Origin of the sequence: Aeromicrobium sp. (genome assembly GCF_049587115.1) — a bacterium.
Lineage (GTDB): Bacteria > Actinomycetota > Actinomycetes > Propionibacteriales > Nocardioidaceae > Aeromicrobium.
In genome coordinates, this window is sequence record NZ_JBAVDI010000003.1 from 18,609 (window position 1) to 39,413 (window position 20,805).

Below are 20,805 nucleotides of genomic sequence, written 5' to 3' on the forward strand. Positions count from 1 at the left end.
GCTCAGTCGACGCGGTTGAGCAGGCCTGTGTCGACGTCGTAGAGGAATCCGCCGACCTGGATGTCGTTGCCGATGAGCGGGTGACTGCGAACACGCATGACGTCCCCACGAATCGTGTGCTCCTGGTCGACGATCGCACCGAGCGACATCCAGGAGGCATCTGCACCGGCGCTCGCGCCGATCCGCTCCTTCAGCTCGTCCTCGGTGGAGGACGCCATGGCGCAGCGGGTGTGCTCCACGACCAGGATGCGGCTGACCTTCAGCAGGTTGACTCCCAGCACCAGGGCAACAAGTGCCTGGTCGGTGACGCGTCCACCCGGGTTGCGCATGATCTTTGCGTCTCCGGGCGTCAGACCAATCATCTTGAGCGGGTCGATCCGCGAGTCCATGCAGGTCACCATCGCAACTCCGGCGTGGGCGATGCCATCGAAACCGGACATGTTGAACCCGGCGGAGTAGTCGCGGTTGGCGGCGAGCAGGTCGTCGAAGTCGGGCATGGGGCAGATTCTATCCATCCTCGGAGCGGGTCCGGAGCCGGGCGGATGTCGGCTCGGCCAGCTCGGCTGGCTCGCGTAGAAGCGCCGCTGCGAGCACCGCTGCAATTGCCGCGCAGACCGCTGCTCCGATGAACACGGCGTGCAGCTGGGTGATGCCGGCATCCCGGACCGCGTCCTTGTACGCCTGGCACAGCGTCGCCTCGCCGTTGCACAGATTCGCGGCCGGAGGGATACGGTCCGAGGCCGCGTAGAACGCACGCAGGCCGATCGTGGTCAGGGCAGAGATGCCCAGCAGCATGCCAACCATGCGGGCGACGATCAGCAGTGCCGAGCTGACGCCGTGAACGACATCGGCGGTGTGTGCCAGCAGGGCGGCGTTGACCGGAGCGATGGCCAGACCAAAGCCCAGACCGCCCAGGACCAGCGAGAGCGTCTCGATCTGATGGTCAAGCGACTGAGCATCCCAGGTGGACATGTGCCAGAACGCGACCGCACTCATCAGCATCGCGACGCAAGTCAGCGAGGACGCCGACACCTTCCGCAGCAGCCACCCGCCAAGCAACGCACCCACCGGCAGCGCGACAAGGAACTGGACGAGCACGAGCGCCGCGTCGAGCTGCGAGTCGCGGTACACCGTGAGCCGGGCGAAAAAAGGAATGTCCACCAGGGCAGCGATGAGTGCGGCGCCGACGAAGAACGACACCACCAGTGCACCCCACGCCGGTCGGGCCGACAGTGCCCCCCGGGGGATCAGGGGCCGGGCGGCGCGTCGTTGCCGAATGGTGAATCCAGCGAAAGCGACGAGAGCGATCGGAACAAGCCATGGCGCCTGATCGGAGACTGCACCCTTCTCGGGCTGCGCCGAGGCAAACGTCACGATGACAGCGCCCAGACCGGTCGTCAGCAGCAGGGCGCCCCAGAGATCCGTTTCCCGTGCGAGGGCCGGCCACTGTCGCCAGCCGAGAAGCGGGTGCCGGGCGGTGGCCTGACGAATCAGGAACAGCACCAGCAGCATGCCGGTGGTCAGGGCGAGAGGGGTCAGCCAGCGTGAGTCGCCGGTCACCGGCAGATAGGCCCGACCGAGCTGGACGTCCCGCGCCAACCGGTCAGGCGCCGCCATCACCAGCGTCACTCCAGTCAGGGTCAGGACCGCGAGCAGGATGCCAGCAGCGTCGAGGCGCCGATCTGCAGACTGCTGCGGGGCCGTGGGGAGAACGGCGTCGCGCTGGGTGAACATCGCGGCGGCGAGAATCAACCCGAGCGCGCAGTTGAGCCAGAAGATCAGGCGCCAGTCACCGAAGGCCAGCACGGCGGCACCATAGAGCGGGCCGAGGACGCTACCGAGCTCCTGCACCGCACCGACGATGCCCAGTGGCAGGCCACGCTTCTTGGGCGGCCAGAGATCGGCCACGAGTGCGAGGGTCGGCGGGATCAATCCGCCCCCGCCGATGCCCTGCACCAGTCGTCCCACCACGACGGTCTCGAGGTTGTACGCCGCCGCGGTGATCAGTGAGCCGATCGCAAACACGATGAGCGAACCCAGCAGCACCGGGACCCGGCCCCGAAGATCAGAGATCCGGCCGATGAGCGGCAGGACGCCGACGTAGCCCAGCAGGAAGCCCGAGACGATCGGCGCGGCACGCTGCAGCTCGTCGAGCTGCAGCCCGGTCGAGGTCATCATGTCGGGCAGTGCGAGCACCACCACGTAGGTGTCGGCCGCGGCGAACGAGATTGCGACCGCCGCCAGGCCCAGCAGGACCCTGGAAGCCGGGCTGATCGCCTCCCGGGTGGTCATCAGCGGCGAGCGGGCTTCTCGATCGTGACCGGTGTGTCGGAGGTGGTGAGGACCACGGTGTACGTGACGTCCCCGCCCTGCGGATAGAACGCGCCCGTGAGGGTCGCGTCACGGAGCACGTCGGCGTCATCGAGCCGGTAGGTGACTGCGAACGTCTGATCCGCCGCGGCCGACGGGATGATGTCGCGCACGAGGCTGCCGGGAAGGATGCCCTTGATCGTCGTCAGGACGTCCTTGCCATCTCGTGACTGGCCGCCTTGGGTGAGCTTGTCGGTCTTGGCGAGGATCTGCGTGATGCCAGTGTCCCGGGCGAGCAGCGAAGCGGGATCGGGCGCCTTGAGCGAGGCTGGATCGATCGTCAGGAAAACCGGCGCGAAGCTCGTCTTGGCGTACACCTGCCCGTCGAGCGCGACGACCTCGGCGCCCAGGCTCGTACCGCCGGTCACGACTGTCACCTTGCCCGCGAATGCGGGGGAGTGATTGCCCTTGCCCTTCGCTGACAGCAGGCCCGTGACACCGGACGGGAGGCTCTTGGTGGCCAGCGAGATGGTGATCGTCTCTGCGTCGTCGATCGTCTTCTTGGCCTCGGTGAGTCTGGCTTGCAGCTTGGCCGGATCGACCGTGCTGTCCGAGGAGCCGGAGCAGCCGCCCGCGACCAGGACTGAGGCGATCAGGGGAAGGATCAGGAGTCGGATGCGCACGACGTCAGTCTCGCACGATTGTCGACTCAGGCCGGGATGGTTCCGGCTGGCCCGGAGACTGCGAGGATCGGCTGGGCCGCCGGGACCCCCGATCCATCGCGTCGATCGGTCGGGTCGGGCAGGTCGACGGGCGAGCCGCTGGTCGCGCACGCCATCGGACGGCCGTCGCCGACCCAGGCCAGCAGCAATGCGTCCTCGCCCTTCAACAGGCGTTGGCAGCGCACACCGCCGGTCGCCCGCCCCTTGGCGGGATAGATGGCGAGCGGGCTGACCTTGACCGCGCCGTTCTGGGTGCCGGGCAGTGCGTCTGCGGAGCCGGCCACCGTCACGACGTGGGCGGTCTGGATGTCGCGCACGGCACCGAATGACACGGCCCGTTCGCCCGGCCCGACCTTGACGCCCGCGACGCCCCCGCCGGTGCGGCCCTGCGGACGAACCAGTGCGGCCGAGAAGTGCAGGAGCTGGGCGTCGGACGTCACGAACGCGAGCTCCTCCTCGCCTGAGGTGAGCTCGACGGCACCGACCAGGATGTCGCCATCGTCGAGGGAGATGATGTCCCAGGAATCGCGCGAGAGAAGCTCAGGCCGAACCCGCTTGACGACGCCGGTGCGGGTGCCGAGGGCGAGGCCCGGGCCGGTGTCGCGGAGGCTTGTCAGCGCCAGAACCGTGCCCTCGAGGCCTGGAATCTCGCGCAGGGGCACACCGCCCTGCAGGTTGGGGGACTGGGCCGTCGGTGGCAGCGCCGGCAGCTCGAGAACCGGAACGCGCTGGATGCGGCCGTCAGCAGTCACGACGCCGATCTCACCTCGTGCGGTGGTGCGCACGGCCGACACGATCGTGTCGTGCTTGACCCGCCGATCCACCTCGCCCAGCGGGGAGTCGTCGGAGGTACGTGCGAGGAGGCCTGTTGCGGACAGCAGGGCCCAGCAGGGGTCGTCTGCGACCTCGAGCGGAGACGCTGCGGTGGCGGTCTGGCCGGATGACTCCAGCAGCACGGTCCGTCTCGGTGTCCCGAAGGTCTGAGCCATGTCGTTCAGCTCGTCCCCCACGAGGGAGCGGAGTACCTGGTCGTCGGCCAGGATCGCATCGAGACCCTCGATCAGCTCGCGTAGCTCGGCGATCTCCTTCTCGACCTCGATCCGGTCGTACTTCGTGAGTCGGCCCAGGGTCAGGTCGAGGATGTAGGTCGCCTGGATGTCCGACAGGTCGAACACCGCGATCAGGCGCTCCTTGGCCTCGCCGCGGTTGTCACTGGCCCGGATCAGCTGGATGACCTCATCGATGTCGACCAGAGCCAACATCAGACCGTCCAGCAGATGCAGCCGGTCGGCGGCCTTGCCGCGGCGGAACCGGGTGCGTCGCTTGACGACGTCGAGCCGGTGCCCGAGATAGACCTCGAGCAGCTCCTTGAGGCCCAGCGTGCGTGGTTGGCCGTCGACCAGGGCCACGGCGTTGATGCCGAACGAGGTCTCCATGGGCGTGCTCTTGTAGAGCTGCTCGAGGATCGTCTCGGGGATGAAGCCGTTCTTGATCTCGATGACCAGGTTGAGTCCCTTGTGCCGGTCGGTCAGGTTCTTGATGTCCGAGATGCCCAGCAGCTTCTTGGCCTGCACGAGCTTCTTGATCGCCTCGATGACCTTCTCGGGGCCGACGTTGTAGGGCAGCTCGGTCACCACGATGCCCTTGCGGCGGGGGGTGACGCTCTCGACCCGGGCTGAGGCACGCATGCGGAACGAGCCGTTGCCGGTCGCGTACGCATCGCGGATGCCGTCGAGGCCGACGATCTTGCCGCCGGTTGGTAGATCGGGACCAGGGATGAACCGCATCAGGTCGTCGAGGTCGGCGGCCGGGTTGGCAATGAGATGTCGCAGGGCCTGGACGACCTCGATCAAGTTGTGCGGAGCGATGTTGGTCGCCATGCCGACTGCGATGCCGCTGGCGCCGTTGACCAGCAGATTGGGGAGCGCCGCAGGCAGCACCACAGGCTCGGTCTCGCGGCCGTCGTAGTTGGGCCGGAAGTCGACCGTGTCCTCGTTGATCGAGGCCGTCATGGCCTCCGCGGCGCCGTGCATGCGGACCTCGGTGTAGCGCATTGCCGCCGGTGGATCGTCCTGTGAGCCGAAGTTGCCGTGACCGTCGGCCAGCGGGAGGCGCAGCGACCAGGGCTGGATCAATCGGACCAGGGCGTCGTAGATCGAGCTGTCACCGTGCGGGTGCAGACGGCCCATGACCTCGCCCACCACTCGAGCACTCTTGACGTGCCCGCGATCGTGCCTCAGGTTGAGGTCGTCCATCGTGTAGAGGATGCGGCGCTGCACGGGCTTGAGCCCGTCCCGGGCGTCGGGCAGGGCGCGCGCATAGATGACCGAGTAGGCGTACTCGAGGAAGCTCGAACGCATCTCGTCGCTCACGTCGGTGTCGACGATGTGCTCCTCGAAATCCTCCTCGGGAGCCTGCTTGCTGCTGCGGGCCATGCATCCTCTCCTGCTCTGCGGGTCGTGCGGATCCATTCTCCCGGTCTGACCTGCGGTCTTCCCGCGCCACGCCGTGGCCCACCCGATAGGTTGGTTGGCGTGACGAGCGATGTGCATCCGGTCCAGCAGTGGGAGGCCGATGTCCTGCTCAAGGACGGCGGCGTCGCCCAGCTGAGACCGATCCTCGCCGAGGACGCTGAGCGACTTGTCGAGTTCTATGCGCGGGTGTCCGAGGAGTCCAAGTACTTCCGATTCTTCGCGCCCTATCCGACACTCTCGGACAAGGATGTCACGAGGTTCACCACGGTCGACCATGATCGTCGAGTCGCCTTCGTCGTGACGCTGCACTCGGCGATCATCGGCATCGGACGATACGACGCGGTCACTGACGATGAGGCGGAGGTCGCCTTCCTGGTCGAGGATGCCCAGCAAGGTCGCGGGGTGGGCCAGCTGCTGCTGGAGCACCTGGCCCAGGCCGGTCGCGAGCGCGGCATCCGCACGTTCGTGGCCGACGTCCTGCCGTCCAACTCCCGCATGCAGCAGATCTTCCGTGAGATGGGCTATCAGGTCGACGGCATGATGGACAGCGGCGTGACGCGGTTGACCTTCCGCATCGAGCCCACTGACTTGGCAGTCGGGGTGATGCGAGCCCGCGAGCAGCGCGCCGAAGCTGCCTCGATCGAGCGAATCTTCCAGGCTCGCAGCATCGCGGTCATCGGTGCCAGCCGCCGCCAGGACTCGATTGGCCAGGCGATGGTGCGCAACCTGGTGCTGGGCGACTTCAGTGGCACCGTCTACGCCGTCAACTCGCAGGCCGAGGCGGTCTCGGGCCTGCCGGCATACAAGACCGTGCAGGACATCCCCGCCGACGTCGACATCGCAATCGTCGCGGTGCCGGCCGAGTCGGTCAGCGACGTGGTCCTGGACTGCGCGGCCAAAGGTGTGCACGGTCTGATCGTGATCTCGGCCGGATTCGCCGAGGAGGGCCCCGAAGGGCGTCAGCGTCAGCGCGCCCTGCTCGGGCTCAGCCGCTCGTACGGGCTGCGACTGATCGGCCCCAACTGTCTCGGCTTCATCAACACCGCACCCGACCTGCAGCTCAACGCCTCGCTGTCACCGATCATGCCGCCACAGGGCCGAGTGGGCTTCTTCTGCCAGTCCGGCGCTCTGGGCACGGCAATCCTGGAGTCGGTCTCACGGCGCGGCCTCGGGCTCTCGACCTTCGTCTCGGCCGGCAACCGAGCTGACGTGTCCGGCAACGACCTGCTCCAGTACTGGCAGGAGGACGACGCGACCGAGGTGATCCTGCTGTATCTGGAGTCGATCGGCAATCCGCGCAAGTTCTCCCGCATCGCCCGTCGCGTGTCTCGGACCAAACCGATCGTCGCGGTCAAGTCCGGTCGGTCGACGCAGGGGATTCCGGTAGGACACACGGTCAAGCGCACGTCGGCACCACAATCAGCGGTAGATGCGATGTTCCGCCAGGCCGGAGTCATCCAGGTGGACACCCTGGACGAGATGTTCGACGTCGCGCAGCTGCTGGCGCACCAGCCCCTCCCACGCGGCAACCGGGTGTCGATCGTGGGCAACTCCGATGCCGTGGCGTTGATCGTTGCCGACGCGGCTTCTGCCGCGGGACTGCAGGTCACCGAGCCGGTCTCGCTGGGCGCCGACGCCAACGCCGATGACTTCGAAGCCGCGATCGAGACCGCGATCGCCAGTCCGGAGATCGACGCCCTGGTCGCGATCTACATCCCTCCGCTCAACACCAGCGGTGAGGAGGTCGCCAATGTGCTGGCGGCGGTGGGGGAGCAGTCGGACAAGCCGATCGTGTCGACGTTCCTGGGCAGCGAAGGTGTACCAGTCCTGCTGCGCGTGCCCGACCTGCTGGGAGGCTCGGCGGGTCGCGGCTCCGTGCCGTCCTACGCCGCTCCGGAGTCTGCCGTGCGCGCGCTGGCCCGGGTCGTCAACTACGCGGAGTGGGCCGCGCGCGACCACGGAGAATTTCACATCGCGCTGGACCACCGGACAGGAGACGCTAGAGCGCTGGTGCGTCAGGTGCTCTCGGCGGCACCACGTGGCGCGATCCTCTCGACCGAGCAGGTACATGCCCTGCTCGCCTGTTACGGCATCGACCTGTGGACCTGGATCAATGTCCACAACCGGGACGAGGCGATCGCCGCGGCCGAAAAGCTCGGCGGACACGTCGTGCTCAAGGCCGGTAGCGAGCACCTACGCAGCCGGCCCGACCTGGCGCACGTGTGGCGCAACATCCACACTCCCGACGAGATGGGTCGTGCCTGGGACGAGCTGACGACATGGACCGGCATGCGCAAGGACACCAAGTTCTTCGTCCAGAGTGCGGCCGAGGACGGCATCCATGTGTCGTTCGGCGTCACCGAGGACCCGCTGTTCGGTCCGCTGGTCTCGTTCGGCCTGGCCGGAGCGCCGAGCGAGCTCCTGGGCGACCGGTCGCACGGCATCCCGCCGTTGACTGATCTCGACGCCGAGGCGATGCTCCGCAATCTGCGCTCGGCCCCTCTGCTGTACGGGTATCGCGGCTCCGAACCGGTCGATGTCGACGCCCTGCAGGACCTCATCGTACGGCTGGCCGCGATGAAGGACGACCTGCCGGAGATCGTCGAGCTCGACCTCGAGCCAGTACTCGTGCACCGCAAGGGCTACACGGCACTGAGTGCTCGGGCCAAGGTCATGCCGTCGGCCGATCGAAGGGGCGACTGGTACGTCAGACGGCTGAGCAGGTCCGACTCCATGGGAGATACGCTGGCGTGATGACCACTGACGACACGAAGGCGCTGTTCGAGGAGGTCTCTTCGAGTGGCTACTACCCCGAGATCGTCGCAGAAGGCCTGAGCGATGCCCTGGCGGGGGAGCCCGTCGGCGCCTACGTCCTGCATCACGAGCCGACGTTCGATCACGACGAGATCCGCCGGCACATGACGGTACTTGCTCTCACTCCCAGCCGGTTGGTTCTCGTGCACACCGATGAGCACCCCGGCGACGACCTCCTGCCCAAGCCGTACACCTCGACGACGTCCGAGGCGGTCGCGCTGGCACAAGTCCGCTCGGTCGTCGTCACGCGGATGGTCACCTCCAAGTCCAAGGAGCTCGAGGAGGCTCTGATGACGGTGGGGTGGGGGGCTGTGTCACGTGTCGATCTCGAGCCGGCCAGGTGCGCGGACCCAGAGTGCGACGCCGATCATGGCTACTCCGGAACGCTGACCGGCGACGACTTCTCGTTGCGTCTGGCCGCTGCGGCCGACGGCGGAACAGCGGTCGAGCGGTTGCTCGCCTTCGCCCGCACCCTGTCGGCGGCTACCGCCGGCCGCGTCGTATGACGCTGGCCGGCTTGGGTGGGCGCGCGACGATCGACCAGATCATGCCGTCAGTCGCCGCCGCCGTGGGTGTGGCGGGATTCACCAACTCGTTGGCGCTGCCCGAGGCAGCCCGCTACGTCGTCTTCCTGGTGGACGGGCTGGGCCTGGACCTGCTGCGCGAGCACGCCGACGCCGCCCCCTTCATGTCCTCGCTGATGAATGTCGACGATGTCGTATGCGGGGTCCCATCGACCACCGCCACGAGCCTGACGTCGCTGGGCACTGGCGTGCAGGCGGGCGTCCACGGCATCGTCGGCTACACCTCACGCGTGCCCGGAAGCGGCCAGCGACTCAACTCCCTGAAGTGGGACCAACCGGTCGATCCGTTGATCTGGCAGCCGCACCCCACGGTTCTGGAGCGGCTCCAGGCCGCTGGTGTCTCGGCATCGTCGGTCAACGATGCGAAGTTCGTCGGCACGGGGTTGACGCTGTGCAGCCAGCGCGGAGTGCCATTCCATGGCATCAGCTCGGTCTGGGAGCGGCTCGACGTCGTCGTGGACGTCATCGAGTCGGCACCCCGGGCCGTGACCTACGCCTACGAGTCGCGACTGGACCACACCGGACACGGCAAGGGCTGCGCGTCGCCGGAATGGCGGGCCATGCTGGCCACGATCGACAACGAGCTGGCCGATCTGCGCGACGAGCTGCCGCGCGACACCGTTCTGCTGGTGACCGCGGATCACGGCATGGTCGACCTCCCGATGGAGGACAGATTCGACGTTGACTCGCGCCCACAGCTGTTGGACGACGTCACTCTGCTGGCCGGCGAGGCTCGATTCCGACACCTCTACACCCGTGCCGGCGCGGCGAGCGATGTAGCCGCGCGCTGGCAGGCCGAGCTGGGCGAGCGGGTCCTCGTCCGTACGCACGACGGTCTGGAGGACTGGTTCGGACCGATCGCGCCGGAGGTCCGCGGCCGGATCGGTGACGTCGTCGTCGCCTCCCTGGGTGACTTCGCGGTGTTCTCGTCTCGAGAGTTTGCGATCGAGCTCAAGATGACCGGCTTCCACGGTTCGGTCACCGAGGCCGAGCTGCGCATCCCCGTGCTCGTCGCCCCCTAGCTCGACTTGGCGCTGATCAGGGCGACAGCGGTGCCGCGGTCATCGAGGTGTCGGCCCACGCCGCCTTGGCACCGCTGTGGCCAATCCGCGCCACCTGGATGCTGGTGCCGGCGGCAGCCGCGATCGCCAGCACCGTGACGGCCACGGTCACCACGCGGCGTACGCCGTGGTCACGTGCAGCGCGCCAGTGCAGGGCGTAGCCGGCGGCAGCGACGATGGTCAGGCCGATCATCCACGGGAGCAGCGCGTCGGCAAGGTGTGTGTGCTCGCTGAGCGCGGCGGATGGCTGAACATGTCGTTCGAGCGTCTCCCCGGTCGAGGTCGACAATGGCACCAGGACCAGTCCGACCAGGCTGGTGGCGGCCGGAAGAGGGCCGGCCCACGCCCGGAACCGGGGCCACAGCGCTGCCAGCAGCACCGTGATGGCGGCCAAGGGGACGATGACGACGGTGGCGTGCACGATCAGCGGATGCAGCGGCAAACCGTAGAACTCGTTGGGCATCAGGCTCCGATCAAGAAGGTCCCCCGGACAGGATGCGGGCAGGAGGCTCGAAGATGACGCTAGGTGCGCCGACCTGATCGCAACCTGACCGCCTTTGAGCCCGGGGGATCACTCCACGAATCCAGGCCTCGACTAGCCTTGAGCGGTGGCTGACTTGAACTTCTATTCCGGCACGATGGACTGCGGCAAGAGCACCTTGGCGCTCCAGATGGACCACAACCACCGCGCTCGCGGACGGGTCGGACTCGTCTTCACGTCACACGATCGCGCAGGTACCGCGACGCTCTCGAGTCGGCTGGGGCTGGCTGTCCCCGCGATCGAGGTCGACGACACCTTCAACTTCTGGCAGCACACCGTCGACCAGCTGACCCACGGTGGTCGCATCGACTACTTCGTGTGCGATGAGGCGCAGTTCTACACCGCCGAGCAGATCGATCAGCTGGCCAAGATCACTGATGAGCTGTCGATCGACGTCTTCGCGTTCGGCATCCTCACCGACTTCCGCACACAGTTGTTCCCGGGGTCGTCCCGGCTGATCGAGCTGGCAGACCACGTGCACACGCTGCAGGTCGAGGCGCTGTGCTGGTGCGGCGAGCGAGCGACCCACAATGCGCGCACCGAGGACGGGGTCATGGTCACCGAGGGTGACGTCATCGTGGTCGGAGACGTCGAGGAGATCGGACGGCTGACGCCGACCGTTGGATACGAGGTGCTGTGCCGCCGGCACCACCGCCGCAGGATGACTGTCGCAACGGCCAAGGCAGCTGCGATGTCGCCCGACGTCCTGCCGTTCGGCTAGCTCCGAGTCAGAGCGAATCCGTATCGGCTCAGTCGTTCTTGTCGCCGAACATGATCTCGTCCCAGCTCGGGACTCGACGTCGCTCGTGCCTCTTCTTGCGCGGGCCCATCGTGTCGGGAACCGCGACATCGTGCTCGAGTGCGTCCTCGAAGTCGTCCGCCTCGTGCTCCGCCGCCGAGGCGATACCGTGCTCGTCGTCGTGGGAGTCACTGATCGCGAGCTGCTCGAGGGCCTTGCGGTCGCGCGCGGCCTTGAGCGACGAGACCCTCGTGTCGGGGCCTGGCTCGGTGTCGATGACCGCCTCGACGAGGTCGTCGGGGACGGTTGGCGGCTGCGGGGTCGCCTCGGTCGCCTCGGGCTCGGTCGTCTCGGGCTCGGCGAGGCGCTCCGAGCGCACGGCATCGGCGATGGCCATGTCGGCGTAGTCCGGCAGAGCGACATCCCCCACGAGGTCGTGAGCGAATTCGTCGGCCGGCACGACGTAGCGGCTCTTGACGTCGAACAGGAAGGTGGCGGGATGGCCGGCGCCCTCTGGAGTCACGACCACGGTCCAGCGGCCGTCCTCTCGTCGCCAGGAGTCCCAGGTGGCCTCTTCCGGCACGCCGTCACCGTCGCGGATGTTGTCGGACACCAGGGTGCCGAGCAGGACACCGGCGCCGCCGACGTGCTTGCGTCGGATCGTCGTCTTGCGAGCCTGCTCGCACATGAACTCGCGTTCGGCGAGCACAGGGCCGGCGAATCCATCGATCTGATCCACCGGCACGCCGGCGGAGTCAGCGACCGCCTGGGGCGACTCGCCCCGGCGGATTCGGGTCTGGATGTCGCGGGGGCTGAGTGAGCTTTCCATGCGGATCTCCAACTGGCCGGAGGTGTTCCCAGAGTGGGACGGCTTGCCGATCAGGGAAGTGAGGCGGTGATCAGCGGGGATGCGGAACTTCTCACCGGTGGCTCTGTCGCGCGCGATGAGGAACCGTCTGTCCCCGCTCAGTCCATCCAGACCGAGATCTCGCATGTCATCGCCTCCGATGTGACGCCGGCTCCGGGTGGGCGTTCACTCGAAGCGTGTTCTCATCCTAGGTGCGCGCGCTCCGAACCTGCGGTGACGCGCCGAGAGCCGATAGCGTCGTCGCCGTGTCCGACACTCTTCTTCTGGTCCTCGATCTGGCTGGCATCGCGGTCTTCGCTGCGACCGGAGCCCTTGTTGCCGTGCGTAAGGAGCTCGACGTGTTCGGCGTCATCGTCCTGGCGCTGATCACCGGACTGGGTGGAGGAGTCCTGCGAGACGTGCTGATCGGGGCGGTCCCGCCGGCCGCGCTCGACGACTGGCGCTATCTGGTGGTGCCGACCGCAACCGCCGTCGCAGTCTTCGCGTTCCATCCGACGTTCGGGAGGATGGAACGGCAGATCCTGGTCCTCGACGCGGTCGGTCTGGCGCTGTTCTGCGTGACAGGTGCGGTCAAGGCCGACGAGGCGGGCCTGTCCGTGCTGGCTGCTGCAGCACTGGGGATGCTCTCGGCGATCGGTGGCGGCATGATGCGCGACGTCGCAGCCGGCCGAGTGCCGGTGATCTTCGGCGGGGAGCTGTACGCGACGCCGGCGTTCGCAGGGGCTCTGATGGCGGCATTCGTGCACCACCTGGGCCTCAACGAGTGGTGGTACTCCCTGGCCTTCGTGGTGTGTCTCGGGTGGCGATTGCTGGCCCTCAAGCGTGGCTGGACCGCGCCGCTGCCTCCTGGTTCGGCACACGCCTGACCGAGAGATCAGTGCCGTCGGGGAAGGACCCGCTCGAACTCGGCGTCGTGGTTGCCGAATCGATGATTCGTGATGGTGATGGACTGCTCCTGGAGGAAGGGCAATGCCTCGACACGTCCGGAAGGGGTGACCTGACCGCTGTAGATGGCGACGTCCGGATCTCCCTCGACGGCGACCGAGACCTCGCGGGGGTCAGGTCCGATCAGCCGGACTCGCGACGGTCGATCTGCCGCAACGTCGGCCAGCCATTCGTCGTGGGTCTGGATCGTCGCGCTCGGAGCGAGGCCATCGGGCAGCGGTTGACGCGAGCTCACCGTGATCGGTGCGCCGGTGCGTGCGGCGGCCAGCAGCACCCGAACGAGCTCGGGCAGGAAGCCGTCGAAGCGGATCGACACCGGCACCGGCACGTAGCGGAACACGTTGCGCTCCACCCCGAGCTTCGAGACGTCCTTGAGCACCCCGTACTCACGGGACCACGCGATCTGGTCGGACCCTGCAGCGGCGACCAGCGCGCGATGCTCGGCGGCGGTGACGTGGGACTCGCACGCATCCAGGAGCTGGCTCACCGCGGGGGACAGATCGGGGATCTCGGCGGGCCGCAGGGGACGCGGTCGCCAGGTGCCCAGGTGGGTCAGGTAGTTGGGTCCGCCGGCCTTGGCCGTGGTGCCCACCGACGACCGCTTCCAGCCACCAAAGGGCTGCCGTTGAACGATCGCGCCGGTGATGCCGCGGTTCACGTACAGGTTGCCCGCCTGCACCGAGTCGATCCACGTGTTGACCTCGCGAGGATCCAAGGAGTGGATGCCTGCGGTCAGCCCGTAGTCGGTGGCGTTCTGCCACTCGATTGCCTGGGCGAGCGACTTGGCAGTCATGATGCCGAGGATCGGGCCGAAGTACTCGGTCGTGTGGAACCGGCTGCCGGGGAGAACGCCGGCCCGGATGCCGGGTGACCACACTCGCGCGTCGGCGCCGAGCTGCTGCGGAGCGAGCAGCCAGTCCTCGCCGTCGCCGAGCGTCGTGAGCCCCTCGGCGAGCTTGCCGAGCGGAGGCTCGATGATGGGACCCATCGTGACCTCGGGATCGTCGGGAAAGCCGACCTTGAGGGACGAGACCGCGTCGACGAGCTGGCGATGGAAGCGAGCGGAGTCGGCAACTGATCCCACCAGGATCGCCAGGCTCGCGGCCGAGCACTTCTGTCCCGCGTGACCGAAGGCGCTCCGGACGATGTCAGCGACCGCCAGATCGATGTCGGCGCTGGGAGTCACGATGATGGCGTTCTTGCCACTCGTCTCCGCAAGCAGTGGCAGGTCCGGGCGCCACGAGCGGAACAGGTTGGCGGTGTCCCAGCCGCCGGTCAGAATCACCCGGTCGACGTCAGAGTGCGCAATGAGGGCCTTGCTGAGCGGACCCTCGTCGATCGTGACGTAGCGCAGGACGTCCCGGGGGACACCTGCCTGCCAGAGCGCTTCGACCATGACAGCGGCACAGCGGCGGGTCTGCGGTGCCGCCTTGATGATGACACCGCTGCCTGCGGCCAGGGCGGCGAGCACGGATCCGGCCGGAATGGCTACCGGAAAGTTCCACGGTGGCGTCACGACGGTGAGTGAGCTCGGGACGAACTCGGCGCCGTCGACGGCGTCCAGCCGGCGCGCGGACTCGGCATAGTAGTGCGCGAAGTCGATCGCCTCACTGACCTCGACGTCGCTCTCGGCGATGGTCTTGCCGGCCTCGGCGGCCATGACCGACGCAAGATCGCCGCGACGGGCACCGAGAGCGTGGCCGGCCTGGTGCAGGATCCACGCTCGCACCTCCGAGCCGCGCGCCTGCCACTGGATGGCGGCCTTGCGGGTGTCCTGGACGACACCTTCCAGGCTTGCCGGTCCCGGGATGGTGCTGCTGCGGACGGTTTCGGTGCCGAGCTGGGTGTAGGACGAGCGGGCAAGGACGAGCCGGCCCCACTCACGGTTGCCGGCGGTCGACGAATCCGTGTCAGGGGTGTTGGCGAAGGGAATCGAGAGCTCGGGCGCCCTCTCGGTCAGCCGGTTCTGCACCCGGTGGGGCTTGGGAACCGTGCCGTCGAGATCATCGACGGAGGCGATGAAGCGCCGGATCTCTCGATTCAACAGGGCGGGTTCGTTGGCGAGCTCGAAGGCTGCCGACATGAAGTTGTCGCTGCTGGCATTCTCCTCGAGCCGTCTCACGAGGTAGGAGATCGCGACGTCGAACTCGTCAGGGTGCACGACCGGCGTGTAGAGCAGCAGCTGACCGATGTCGCCGCGCACAGCATCGACCGGACCGCTGTCCATCCCGAGCAGCATCTCGAAGTCGACACCCTCACGCACCTCACGGTCGCCCGCGAGCAGCCAGGCGTACGCGATGTCGAACAGGTTCTGGCCGGCGACGCCGATCCGCACCGCATCGGTTCGCTCGGAGGTCAAGGACCAGTCGAGCACCCGCTTGTAATTGGTGTCGGTCTCCTGCTTGCTGCCCCAGGTCGCGAGCGGCCAGCCATGAACCGTTGCGTCGACCCGCTCCATCGCCAGGTTGGCACCCTTGACGACGCGCACCTTGATCGGCGCGCCACCCCGGGCGCGACGCTCGGAGGCCCATTCCTGCAGGCCCTGCATCGCGCCGAGAGCGTCGGGGAGGTACGCCTGCAGCACGATGCCAGCCTCGAGATCGGGAAACGACTCGAGGACCGTCGTGAACACCGCGACGGTCAGATCGAGGTCGTGGTACTCCTCCATGTCGAGGTTGATGAATGTCGGCTCGCCACGGGAAGCCCGCTCGTACAGTGGTGTGAGCTGTTTGACCACACGTGCCACCGACTCGTCGAAGGCCCACATCGACAGCTGGCTCGCCACCGAAGAGACCTTGACCGAGACGTAGTCGACATCGTCTCGCTCCAAGAGCCGCATCGTGCCGTCGCGTCGGTGCGCGGCTTCCTGCTCTCCAAGGACCGCTTCGCCGAGCAGGTTGAGATTGAGTCGGTCGCCGCCTGAGCGCAGACGCTTGATCGTTCGACCGAGCTGCTTGGGCCTGGCATCGACGACCAAGTGCCCCACCATGCGCCGCAGGGTGCGGCGGGCAACTGCCACGACGGTGCCGGGCAGCACCAATGCAACGACAGCGCCGAGCTTGAGCAGCATGCGTTGGGTCACCGGCAGGAACGACGGTGTGTGCCGGGCGAGCGTGCGCAGGTTGCGGGCCGCGACGCGATGATCGTCGGGGCGGACGACGCGGTCGACGAAGCCGATCGTGAACTCAAGACCTTGGGGGTCCTTGAGCAACATGGCCAGTCGTTCGGCGGCAGCATCGGTGCGCCGAGAACGCGATGCGGTGGGCGCTGTCCACTGCCGTACGAGTTCGACGCTGCGCTCGGCCAGGGTGAGTTCAGTCATGTCCTGCCCAAGGCTAATGCCAGGTCGATCCGAAGTTCACCTCGCGGCACGGTCAGCGTCCGAACCGATCGTCCAAGCGGTCAAGGCGCCGGCCAGCCCGGCCACCAGGGGCACCACGAAACCCGCTTGAGCGCCGTGCCCGTCGATGACCCGTCCCGCGATCGCAGCACCCGGCGCAACCCCGACAGCCATGCCGGTCCCGGTCCACGTCAGCGCTTCGGTCAGACGCGACTGCGGGACGCCCAGCTCGATCAGGTTGACCATCGAGATCAGGGCAGGGGAGATCATCGCTCCGGCCAGGAACATCCCGGCGGCGAGCCATGCCACGCTCGGCAGCAGGCCGAGTGGGGCGAACAGCAGACCGAGAACGAGCACGGCGGATCTGAGCCGACGCAGCGGATGGTGGGTCTGGGGGAGTGCCCCGACCACCAGGCCGGCCAGCAGGCTCCCGGCGGCCCACACCGCGAGAACCGCGCCGGCCGCACCAGCTCGGCCCTGCTCCTTGGTGAACGCGACCACGACGACCTCGGTCGAGCCGAACAGCATGCCGAGCGCGACCGAGACGGCGACCACCGGTCCCAGCAGCCGCCAGCCCATGGCGATCCGCGGGGCCCCGGTCTGCTCGAAGCGTGGGGGCGAGGTGTGGCGCTGCAGCGCGAGAGCCCACGACCCGAGGGTTGCGGCTGCGCCGGCGACGACCAGTCCGGAAACATCGGCGACCTGCAGGGTCAGGAATGTCACCAGCACTGGTCCGACGACGAAGACGATCTCGTCGATGACGGCCTCGATCGAGAACGCCGTGTGGAGCTGACTACGTTCCGTGACCGCATGCGTCCACCGGGCGCGCACCATGCTTCCCGTCTGTGGGGTAGCGATACCGGCTACCGCGGCGCACAGATGCGGCAGCGGAGACGACCAGTTCTGGTCGATGGCCAGGAGCATCAGCGCCATGCCCACGGCGTACAGGGCTCCCACAATCCACAGCACCCGCGGCTGGCCGAAGCGATCGGCCAGTCGTCCCTGCAAAGGGCCGAGCGCGGCGGTCGCGAGAACGTAGGCGGCCGCCACCACGCCAGCGCGACCGTACGAGCCCGTCCGCTCGGACACCAGGAGCACGATCCCCAACCCGGTCATCGAAATAGGCAGGCGGGACCACAGTGCGGTGAAGGAGAAGAGCGCGGTGCCCGGAAGCGACAGCACAGCGCGATACGTCGTGAGCATGCAAGGCCTCCCAGCCTGAGCAGCGTACCCATCTCGGTGACAGAATGAGGCCATGGACACCACCCCGTTCGATGCCCTCCTGCTCGTGTCGTTCGGGGGGCCTGAACACCCTGATGACGTGGTCCCGTTCCTCGAGAACGTGACCGCCGGACGCGGCATCCCGCGCGAGCGCCTCGAGGAGGTCGGCGAGCACTACTTCCTGTTCGGCGGGAAGTCGCCCATCAACCAGCTCAACCTCGAGCTGCTTGACGCGATGCGCAAGGACTTCTCCGACCACGGGGTGGATCTGCCGATCTACTGGGGCAACCGCAACTGGGACCCCTACCTGCGGGACGCGGCCCAGCAGATGGCTGCCGACGGCGTCAAGCGGGCCGCTTGCTTCGTGACCAGCGCCTACTCTTCGTACTCGGGCTGTCGGCAGTACCGCGAGAACCTCCACGACGCGGTCAGCGGCTTCGACATCCAGCTCAGTCGATTGCGCCACTACTTCAACCACCCAGGTTTCGTCGGCCCGTTCACAGAGGCGACCGCGGAAGCATTGTCAGCGGCCCCTGACGGCACGCACGTGATCTTCGTGACCCACTCGATTCCCGAGTCGATGAACATCGCGAGTGGCGGGCCCGGGCGGGAGATGTACGTCCGTCAGCACCGCAGCGCTGCGGCGGCGGTTGCCCAGGGTGCCGGAGCGGAGAGCTGGTCGCTGGCCTTCTGCTCGCGTTCGGGATCACCACACGTGCCGTGGCTCGAGCCGGACATCAACGATCACCTGCGCGAGCTGCACGAGTCAGGAGTCGAGTCAGTCGTGGTCGTCCCGATCGGATTCATCTCGGATCACATGGAGGTCATCTACGACCTCGACACCGAGGCCAAGATGACCGCGGACGGCCTGGAGCTGGACTACATCCGTGTCGACACGCCCGGCGCTCACCCGGACTTCGTCTCGATGGTGCGAAATCTGCTGCTGGAGCGGGCCGCCGTGGAGCGTGGGGAGGCGTACGAACGGTCCTCGGTCGGTGACCTCGGTCCGTCGCACGACGTGTGCCCGTCGGACTGCTGTCTCAACCCGCGATCGCCGCTGCCGACCATCTCATGAGCGAGGAGCTCCTGACCCTGGCGCGCGAGGTGGGGCTCGAGGCCGCCGCCTTCGTCGCGGACCGGCGCCCTGCGGGGCGCGTCGACGTCGCCGCGACCAAGTCCAGCCCGACCGATGTCGTCACCGAGATCGACCAAGCCTGCGAACGGCTGATCCGCGCGCGCATCTTCTCCGCGCGTCCCGACGACGGCTTCGTCGGAGAGGAAGGCCACGACGTCGCCGGCACCTCGGGCGTCGAGTGGGTCGTCGATCCGATCGACGGCACGGTCAACTTCGTCTATGGCATCCCGACCTACGGTGTGTCGATCGCTGCCGTGCGGTCCGGCACGGTGGTCGCGGGCTACGTCGTCAACGTCGCCTCAGGTGCTGAGTGGGGCGCGATCCGTGGTTTGGGCTCGTGGCGGTACGACGGCGACGATCGCCGGGTCCTCTCGGCACCTGCACCGGAGTCGGTTGCCCATGCGCTCGTGGCGACTGGATTCAACTACGTTCCAGAGATCCGTGCCGCCCAGGCGGCTGCGATGGCCCAGTTCCTTCCGCAGGTACGTGACATTCGGCGGATCGGCTCCGCAGCACTGGATCTGTGCGGGCTCGCCGAGGGACAGTACGATGCCTACCTGGAGCAGGGGCTGAAGGCGTGGGATCTCGCGGCGGGCGGCCTGATCGCAGAGGAGGCGGGACTGATTCTGAGCGGTATGTCCGGGCCACCGGACGAGCGCATGGTCATGGCGACGCACCCGCTGATCGCTGAGGAATATTTTGCCCTCGTACGCGCTTGTGGCTTCTGAGTGTGAGGGTCACATGAACGTGTGGCACAATCACGCCGGTTGTTCCGCACAAGGGAGATTTGATGGCTACCGACTACGACGCACCACGCAAGACCGAGGAAGAGCAGTCCGAGGACAGCATCGAGGAGCTCAAGGCGCGTCGGCACGAGAAGAACTCGGGCAAGGTCGACGAGGACGAGACCGAGGCAGCAGAATCATTTGAGCTGCCCGGAGCCGACCTCTCCCACGAAGAGCTGGCCGTCCAGGTCGTGCCCAAGCAGCTCGACGAGTTCACCTGCTCGTCCTGCTTCCTGGTGCACCACCGAAGTCAGCTCGCCTCGGAGAAGAACGGCACGTTCATCTGCCGCGACTGCGCCTACTGATCTTCTTCTTGGTCGACGCACGTTCGGGAGCCGGGTCCGCAAGGACCGGCTCCTTTTCGTTTGCCCCGGGGGCCTTCGCCAGGGGCTTCATGCCCGGCGGCAGGGTTCCTGTCGAGCGCACCCAGTAGGTCGCCGTGCTGCGGCGCATGCCGACCTTGACGAGCTCGATGATCGCTCCGCCTACGACGGCCCACGCGACCGCCTCACCAGTGGTGACCTCAGGGTGCTGACCGCTGGTCGGCGGCTTCTTCCCCGTGACGGTTCGCCAGGCGAGAATCGAAGCGCGCTGAGCGAGCATCCCGGCGACGAGAGCCGCACCCTTGTCCATGAGTTTCCAGGTGCGCTTGCCGTGCGCCTTTGTCGCGGGCCTCGCCGCGGCCTCGGCCGCCAGCTTCCTTGCATGCTCAGACTGCTTCTTCTTCGCCACGGGGCGCCTCTCCGATCGTGTCGCGCGCCGGCGGGTGCGGCGCGCCTCCAGTGTGTCCCAAGGCCGCTGCCAGCGCGTCCGGACGGCGGCTCGACACCAACCAGTAGGGGGCAGGGTCGCTCGAGTCGTCGACTGGCACGAGAACACCGCGGGTGAGATACGGCCGGGTGACGAGGTAGGCGCGGACATCGGCCCCGATGCCGAGTCGGTGGCGGTATTCCTCACGGTGCAGCGGCTGGACGGCGCCCACCTGCGAGCGATCGATCGACGCGCGGCCGACCTCGAGCCGGTCCGGTCCCACCGTCACCAGCAGGGAGCCATAGCGCCACACGGCGTACAGGTCGGCGACCGATATGACCACGAAGACCGTGATCGCGATGGGCCAGGTGGTCACGACCAGCATGACCCAGCCCCAGACCGCTGCGAAGGCGACGGCGGCCAGCCACCAGGAGACTGGAGCGGTCAGGCGCTCGCGGTAGATCGTCACGGTTCAACCTTGCCTCATGCCGCCGCACGCCGGGACGCAGGTAGGGT

General features: G+C 67.5%; 18 protein-coding genes. 8 read left to right on the forward strand and 10 right to left on the reverse strand.

Annotation, left to right across the window (positions count from 1 at the left end):
• Positions 1–2: 2 nt before the first annotated feature.
• The 4 genes from WB461_RS00230 to WB461_RS00245 are packed head-to-tail and all read right to left on the reverse strand — an operon-like array spanning position 3 to position 5,467.
• On the reverse strand, positions 3–497 hold the full coding sequence (locus WB461_RS00230; RefSeq protein WP_423850708.1) for a beta-class carbonic anhydrase: 495 nt from the start codon (positions 495–497) through the stop codon (positions 3–5).
• A 10-nt stretch (positions 498–507) separates the two neighbouring features.
• Positions 508–2,292 carry an MFS transporter gene (locus WB461_RS00235; protein WP_423850709.1) on the reverse strand — a complete coding sequence of 595 codons (1,785 nt, stop codon included), beginning with the start codon at positions 2,290–2,292 and terminating at the stop codon, positions 508–510.
• Positions 2,292–2,993, reverse strand: coding sequence for an LppX_LprAFG lipoprotein (locus tag WB461_RS00240; RefSeq protein WP_423850710.1), 702 nt, complete (start codon positions 2,991–2,993; stop codon positions 2,292–2,294). The genes WB461_RS00235 and WB461_RS00240 overlap by 1 nt, the downstream gene beginning before the upstream one ends.
• A 26-nt stretch (positions 2,994–3,019) precedes the next feature.
• Complete coding sequence (locus WB461_RS00245; RefSeq protein ID WP_423850711.1) at positions 3,020–5,467, reverse strand: DNA gyrase/topoisomerase IV subunit A; 2,448 nt, start codon at positions 5,465–5,467, stop codon at positions 3,020–3,022.
• Between the two features lie 99 nt (positions 5,468–5,566).
• Here WB461_RS00245 and WB461_RS00250 point away from each other — a divergent pair, with 99 nt between their 5' ends.
• The 3 genes from WB461_RS00250 to WB461_RS00260 are packed head-to-tail and all read left to right on the forward strand — an operon-like array spanning position 5,567 to position 9,926.
• The gene (locus tag WB461_RS00250; RefSeq protein ID WP_423850712.1) at positions 5,567–8,260 is read left to right on the forward strand and encodes a GNAT family N-acetyltransferase; all 2,694 of its coding nucleotides are present in this window, start codon (positions 5,567–5,569) and stop codon (positions 8,258–8,260) included.
• Entirely contained in the window at positions 8,260–8,826 is a 567-nt protein-coding gene (locus WB461_RS00255; RefSeq protein ID WP_423850713.1) for a DUF5998 family protein, read from the forward strand. The genes WB461_RS00250 and WB461_RS00255 overlap by 1 nt, the downstream gene beginning before the upstream one ends.
• A complete protein-coding gene (locus WB461_RS00260; RefSeq protein ID WP_423850714.1) occupies positions 8,823–9,926 on the forward strand; it encodes an alkaline phosphatase family protein in 1,104 nt (367 codons plus the stop codon). The genes WB461_RS00255 and WB461_RS00260 overlap by 4 nt, the downstream gene beginning before the upstream one ends.
• A 16-nt stretch (positions 9,927–9,942) precedes the next feature.
• Here WB461_RS00260 and WB461_RS00265 read toward each other — a convergent pair whose 3' ends face one another.
• Positions 9,943–10,428 carry a DUF2231 domain-containing protein gene (locus WB461_RS00265; protein WP_423850715.1) on the reverse strand — a complete coding sequence of 162 codons (486 nt, stop codon included), beginning with the start codon at positions 10,426–10,428 and terminating at the stop codon, positions 9,943–9,945.
• 145 nt (positions 10,429–10,573) lie between these two features.
• Between WB461_RS00265 and WB461_RS00270 the strand changes: the two genes are divergently transcribed.
• The gene (locus WB461_RS00270) at positions 10,574–11,227 is read left to right on the forward strand and encodes a thymidine kinase (protein WP_423850716.1); all 654 of its coding nucleotides are present in this window, start codon (positions 10,574–10,576) and stop codon (positions 11,225–11,227) included.
• 28 nt (positions 11,228–11,255) lie between these two features.
• On the opposite strand, the gene sepH is transcribed toward WB461_RS00270, so the two are convergent.
• Positions 11,256–12,239 carry a septation protein SepH gene (gene sepH, locus WB461_RS00275; protein WP_423850717.1) on the reverse strand — a complete coding sequence of 328 codons (984 nt, stop codon included), beginning with the start codon at positions 12,237–12,239 and terminating at the stop codon, positions 11,256–11,258.
• Positions 12,240–12,358: 119 nt separating this feature from the next.
• Between sepH and WB461_RS00280 the strand changes: the two genes are divergently transcribed.
• Positions 12,359–12,979, forward strand: a complete 621-nt coding sequence (locus WB461_RS00280) for a trimeric intracellular cation channel family protein (protein ID WP_423850718.1) — start codon at positions 12,359–12,361, stop codon at positions 12,977–12,979.
• A gap of 8 nt (positions 12,980–12,987) precedes the next feature.
• On the opposite strand, the gene WB461_RS00285 is transcribed toward WB461_RS00280, so the two are convergent.
• Both WB461_RS00285 and WB461_RS00290 read right to left on the reverse strand, forming a co-directional pair.
• Positions 12,988–16,380: a proline dehydrogenase family protein gene (locus tag WB461_RS00285; RefSeq protein ID WP_423850719.1), complete on the reverse strand. Its 3,393-nt coding sequence runs from the start codon at positions 16,378–16,380 to the stop codon at positions 12,988–12,990.
• A 36-nt stretch (positions 16,381–16,416) separates the two neighbouring features.
• Positions 16,417–17,601, reverse strand: a complete 1,185-nt coding sequence (locus WB461_RS00290; protein ID WP_423850720.1) for an MFS transporter — start codon at positions 17,599–17,601, stop codon at positions 16,417–16,419.
• Positions 17,602–17,653: 52 nt separating this feature from the next.
• On the opposite strand from WB461_RS00290, the gene WB461_RS00295 reads away from it, so the two are divergent.
• From WB461_RS00295 to WB461_RS00305, 3 genes are all read left to right on the forward strand, one after another.
• A complete protein-coding gene (locus WB461_RS00295) occupies positions 17,654–18,694 on the forward strand; it encodes a ferrochelatase (protein ID WP_423850721.1) in 1,041 nt (346 codons plus the stop codon).
• Complete coding sequence (locus WB461_RS00300; protein ID WP_423850722.1) at positions 18,691–19,482, forward strand: inositol monophosphatase family protein; 792 nt, start codon at positions 18,691–18,693, stop codon at positions 19,480–19,482. The genes WB461_RS00295 and WB461_RS00300 overlap by 4 nt, the downstream gene beginning before the upstream one ends.
• Before the next feature lie 62 nt (positions 19,483–19,544).
• The gene (locus tag WB461_RS00305; protein WP_423850723.1) at positions 19,545–19,844 is read left to right on the forward strand and encodes a DUF4193 domain-containing protein; all 300 of its coding nucleotides are present in this window, start codon (positions 19,545–19,547) and stop codon (positions 19,842–19,844) included.
• On the opposite strand, the gene WB461_RS00310 is transcribed toward WB461_RS00305, so the two are convergent.
• Both WB461_RS00310 and WB461_RS00315 read right to left on the reverse strand, forming a co-directional pair.
• The gene (locus WB461_RS00310; RefSeq protein WP_423850724.1) at positions 19,819–20,271 is read right to left on the reverse strand and encodes a DUF4235 domain-containing protein; all 453 of its coding nucleotides are present in this window, start codon (positions 20,269–20,271) and stop codon (positions 19,819–19,821) included. The genes WB461_RS00305 and WB461_RS00310 overlap by 26 nt on opposite strands.
• Positions 20,249–20,758, reverse strand: a complete 510-nt coding sequence (locus tag WB461_RS00315) for a DUF3093 domain-containing protein (protein ID WP_423850725.1) — start codon at positions 20,756–20,758, stop codon at positions 20,249–20,251. The genes WB461_RS00310 and WB461_RS00315 overlap by 23 nt, the downstream gene beginning before the upstream one ends.
• Positions 20,759–20,805 lie beyond the last annotated feature (47 nt).

Excerpts from the sequence above, each read along its gene's own strand:
- WB461_RS00230 (WP_423850708.1), bottom strand. The coding sequence starts at position 497 with ATGCCCGACTTCGACGACCTGCTCGCCGCCAACCGCGACTACTCCGCC.
- WB461_RS00235 (WP_423850709.1), bottom strand. The coding sequence starts at position 2,292 with ATGACCACCCGGGAGGCGATCAGCCCGGCTTCCAGGGTCCTGCTGGGC.
- WB461_RS00245 (WP_423850711.1), bottom strand. The coding sequence starts at position 5,467 with ATGGCCCGCAGCAGCAAGCAGGCTCCCGAGGAGGATTTCGAGGAGCAC.
- WB461_RS00255 (WP_423850713.1), top strand. The coding sequence starts at position 8,260 with ATGACCACTGACGACACGAAGGCGCTGTTCGAGGAGGTCTCTTCGAGT.
- WB461_RS00260 (WP_423850714.1), top strand. The coding sequence starts at position 8,823 with ATGACGCTGGCCGGCTTGGGTGGGCGCGCGACGATCGACCAGATCATG.
- WB461_RS00265 (WP_423850715.1), bottom strand. The coding sequence starts at position 10,428 with ATGCCCAACGAGTTCTACGGTTTGCCGCTGCATCCGCTGATCGTGCAC.
- sepH (WP_423850717.1), bottom strand. The coding sequence starts at position 12,239 with ATGCGAGATCTCGGTCTGGATGGACTGAGCGGGGACAGACGGTTCCTC.
- WB461_RS00285 (WP_423850719.1), bottom strand. The coding sequence starts at position 16,380 with ATGACTGAACTCACCCTGGCCGAGCGCAGCGTCGAACTCGTACGGCAG.
- WB461_RS00290 (WP_423850720.1), bottom strand. The coding sequence starts at position 17,601 with ATGCTCACGACGTATCGCGCTGTGCTGTCGCTTCCGGGCACCGCGCTC.
- WB461_RS00295 (WP_423850721.1), top strand. The coding sequence starts at position 17,654 with ATGGACACCACCCCGTTCGATGCCCTCCTGCTCGTGTCGTTCGGGGGG.
- WB461_RS00300 (WP_423850722.1), top strand. The coding sequence starts at position 18,691 with ATGAGCGAGGAGCTCCTGACCCTGGCGCGCGAGGTGGGGCTCGAGGCC.
- WB461_RS00305 (WP_423850723.1), top strand. The coding sequence starts at position 19,545 with ATGGCTACCGACTACGACGCACCACGCAAGACCGAGGAAGAGCAGTCC.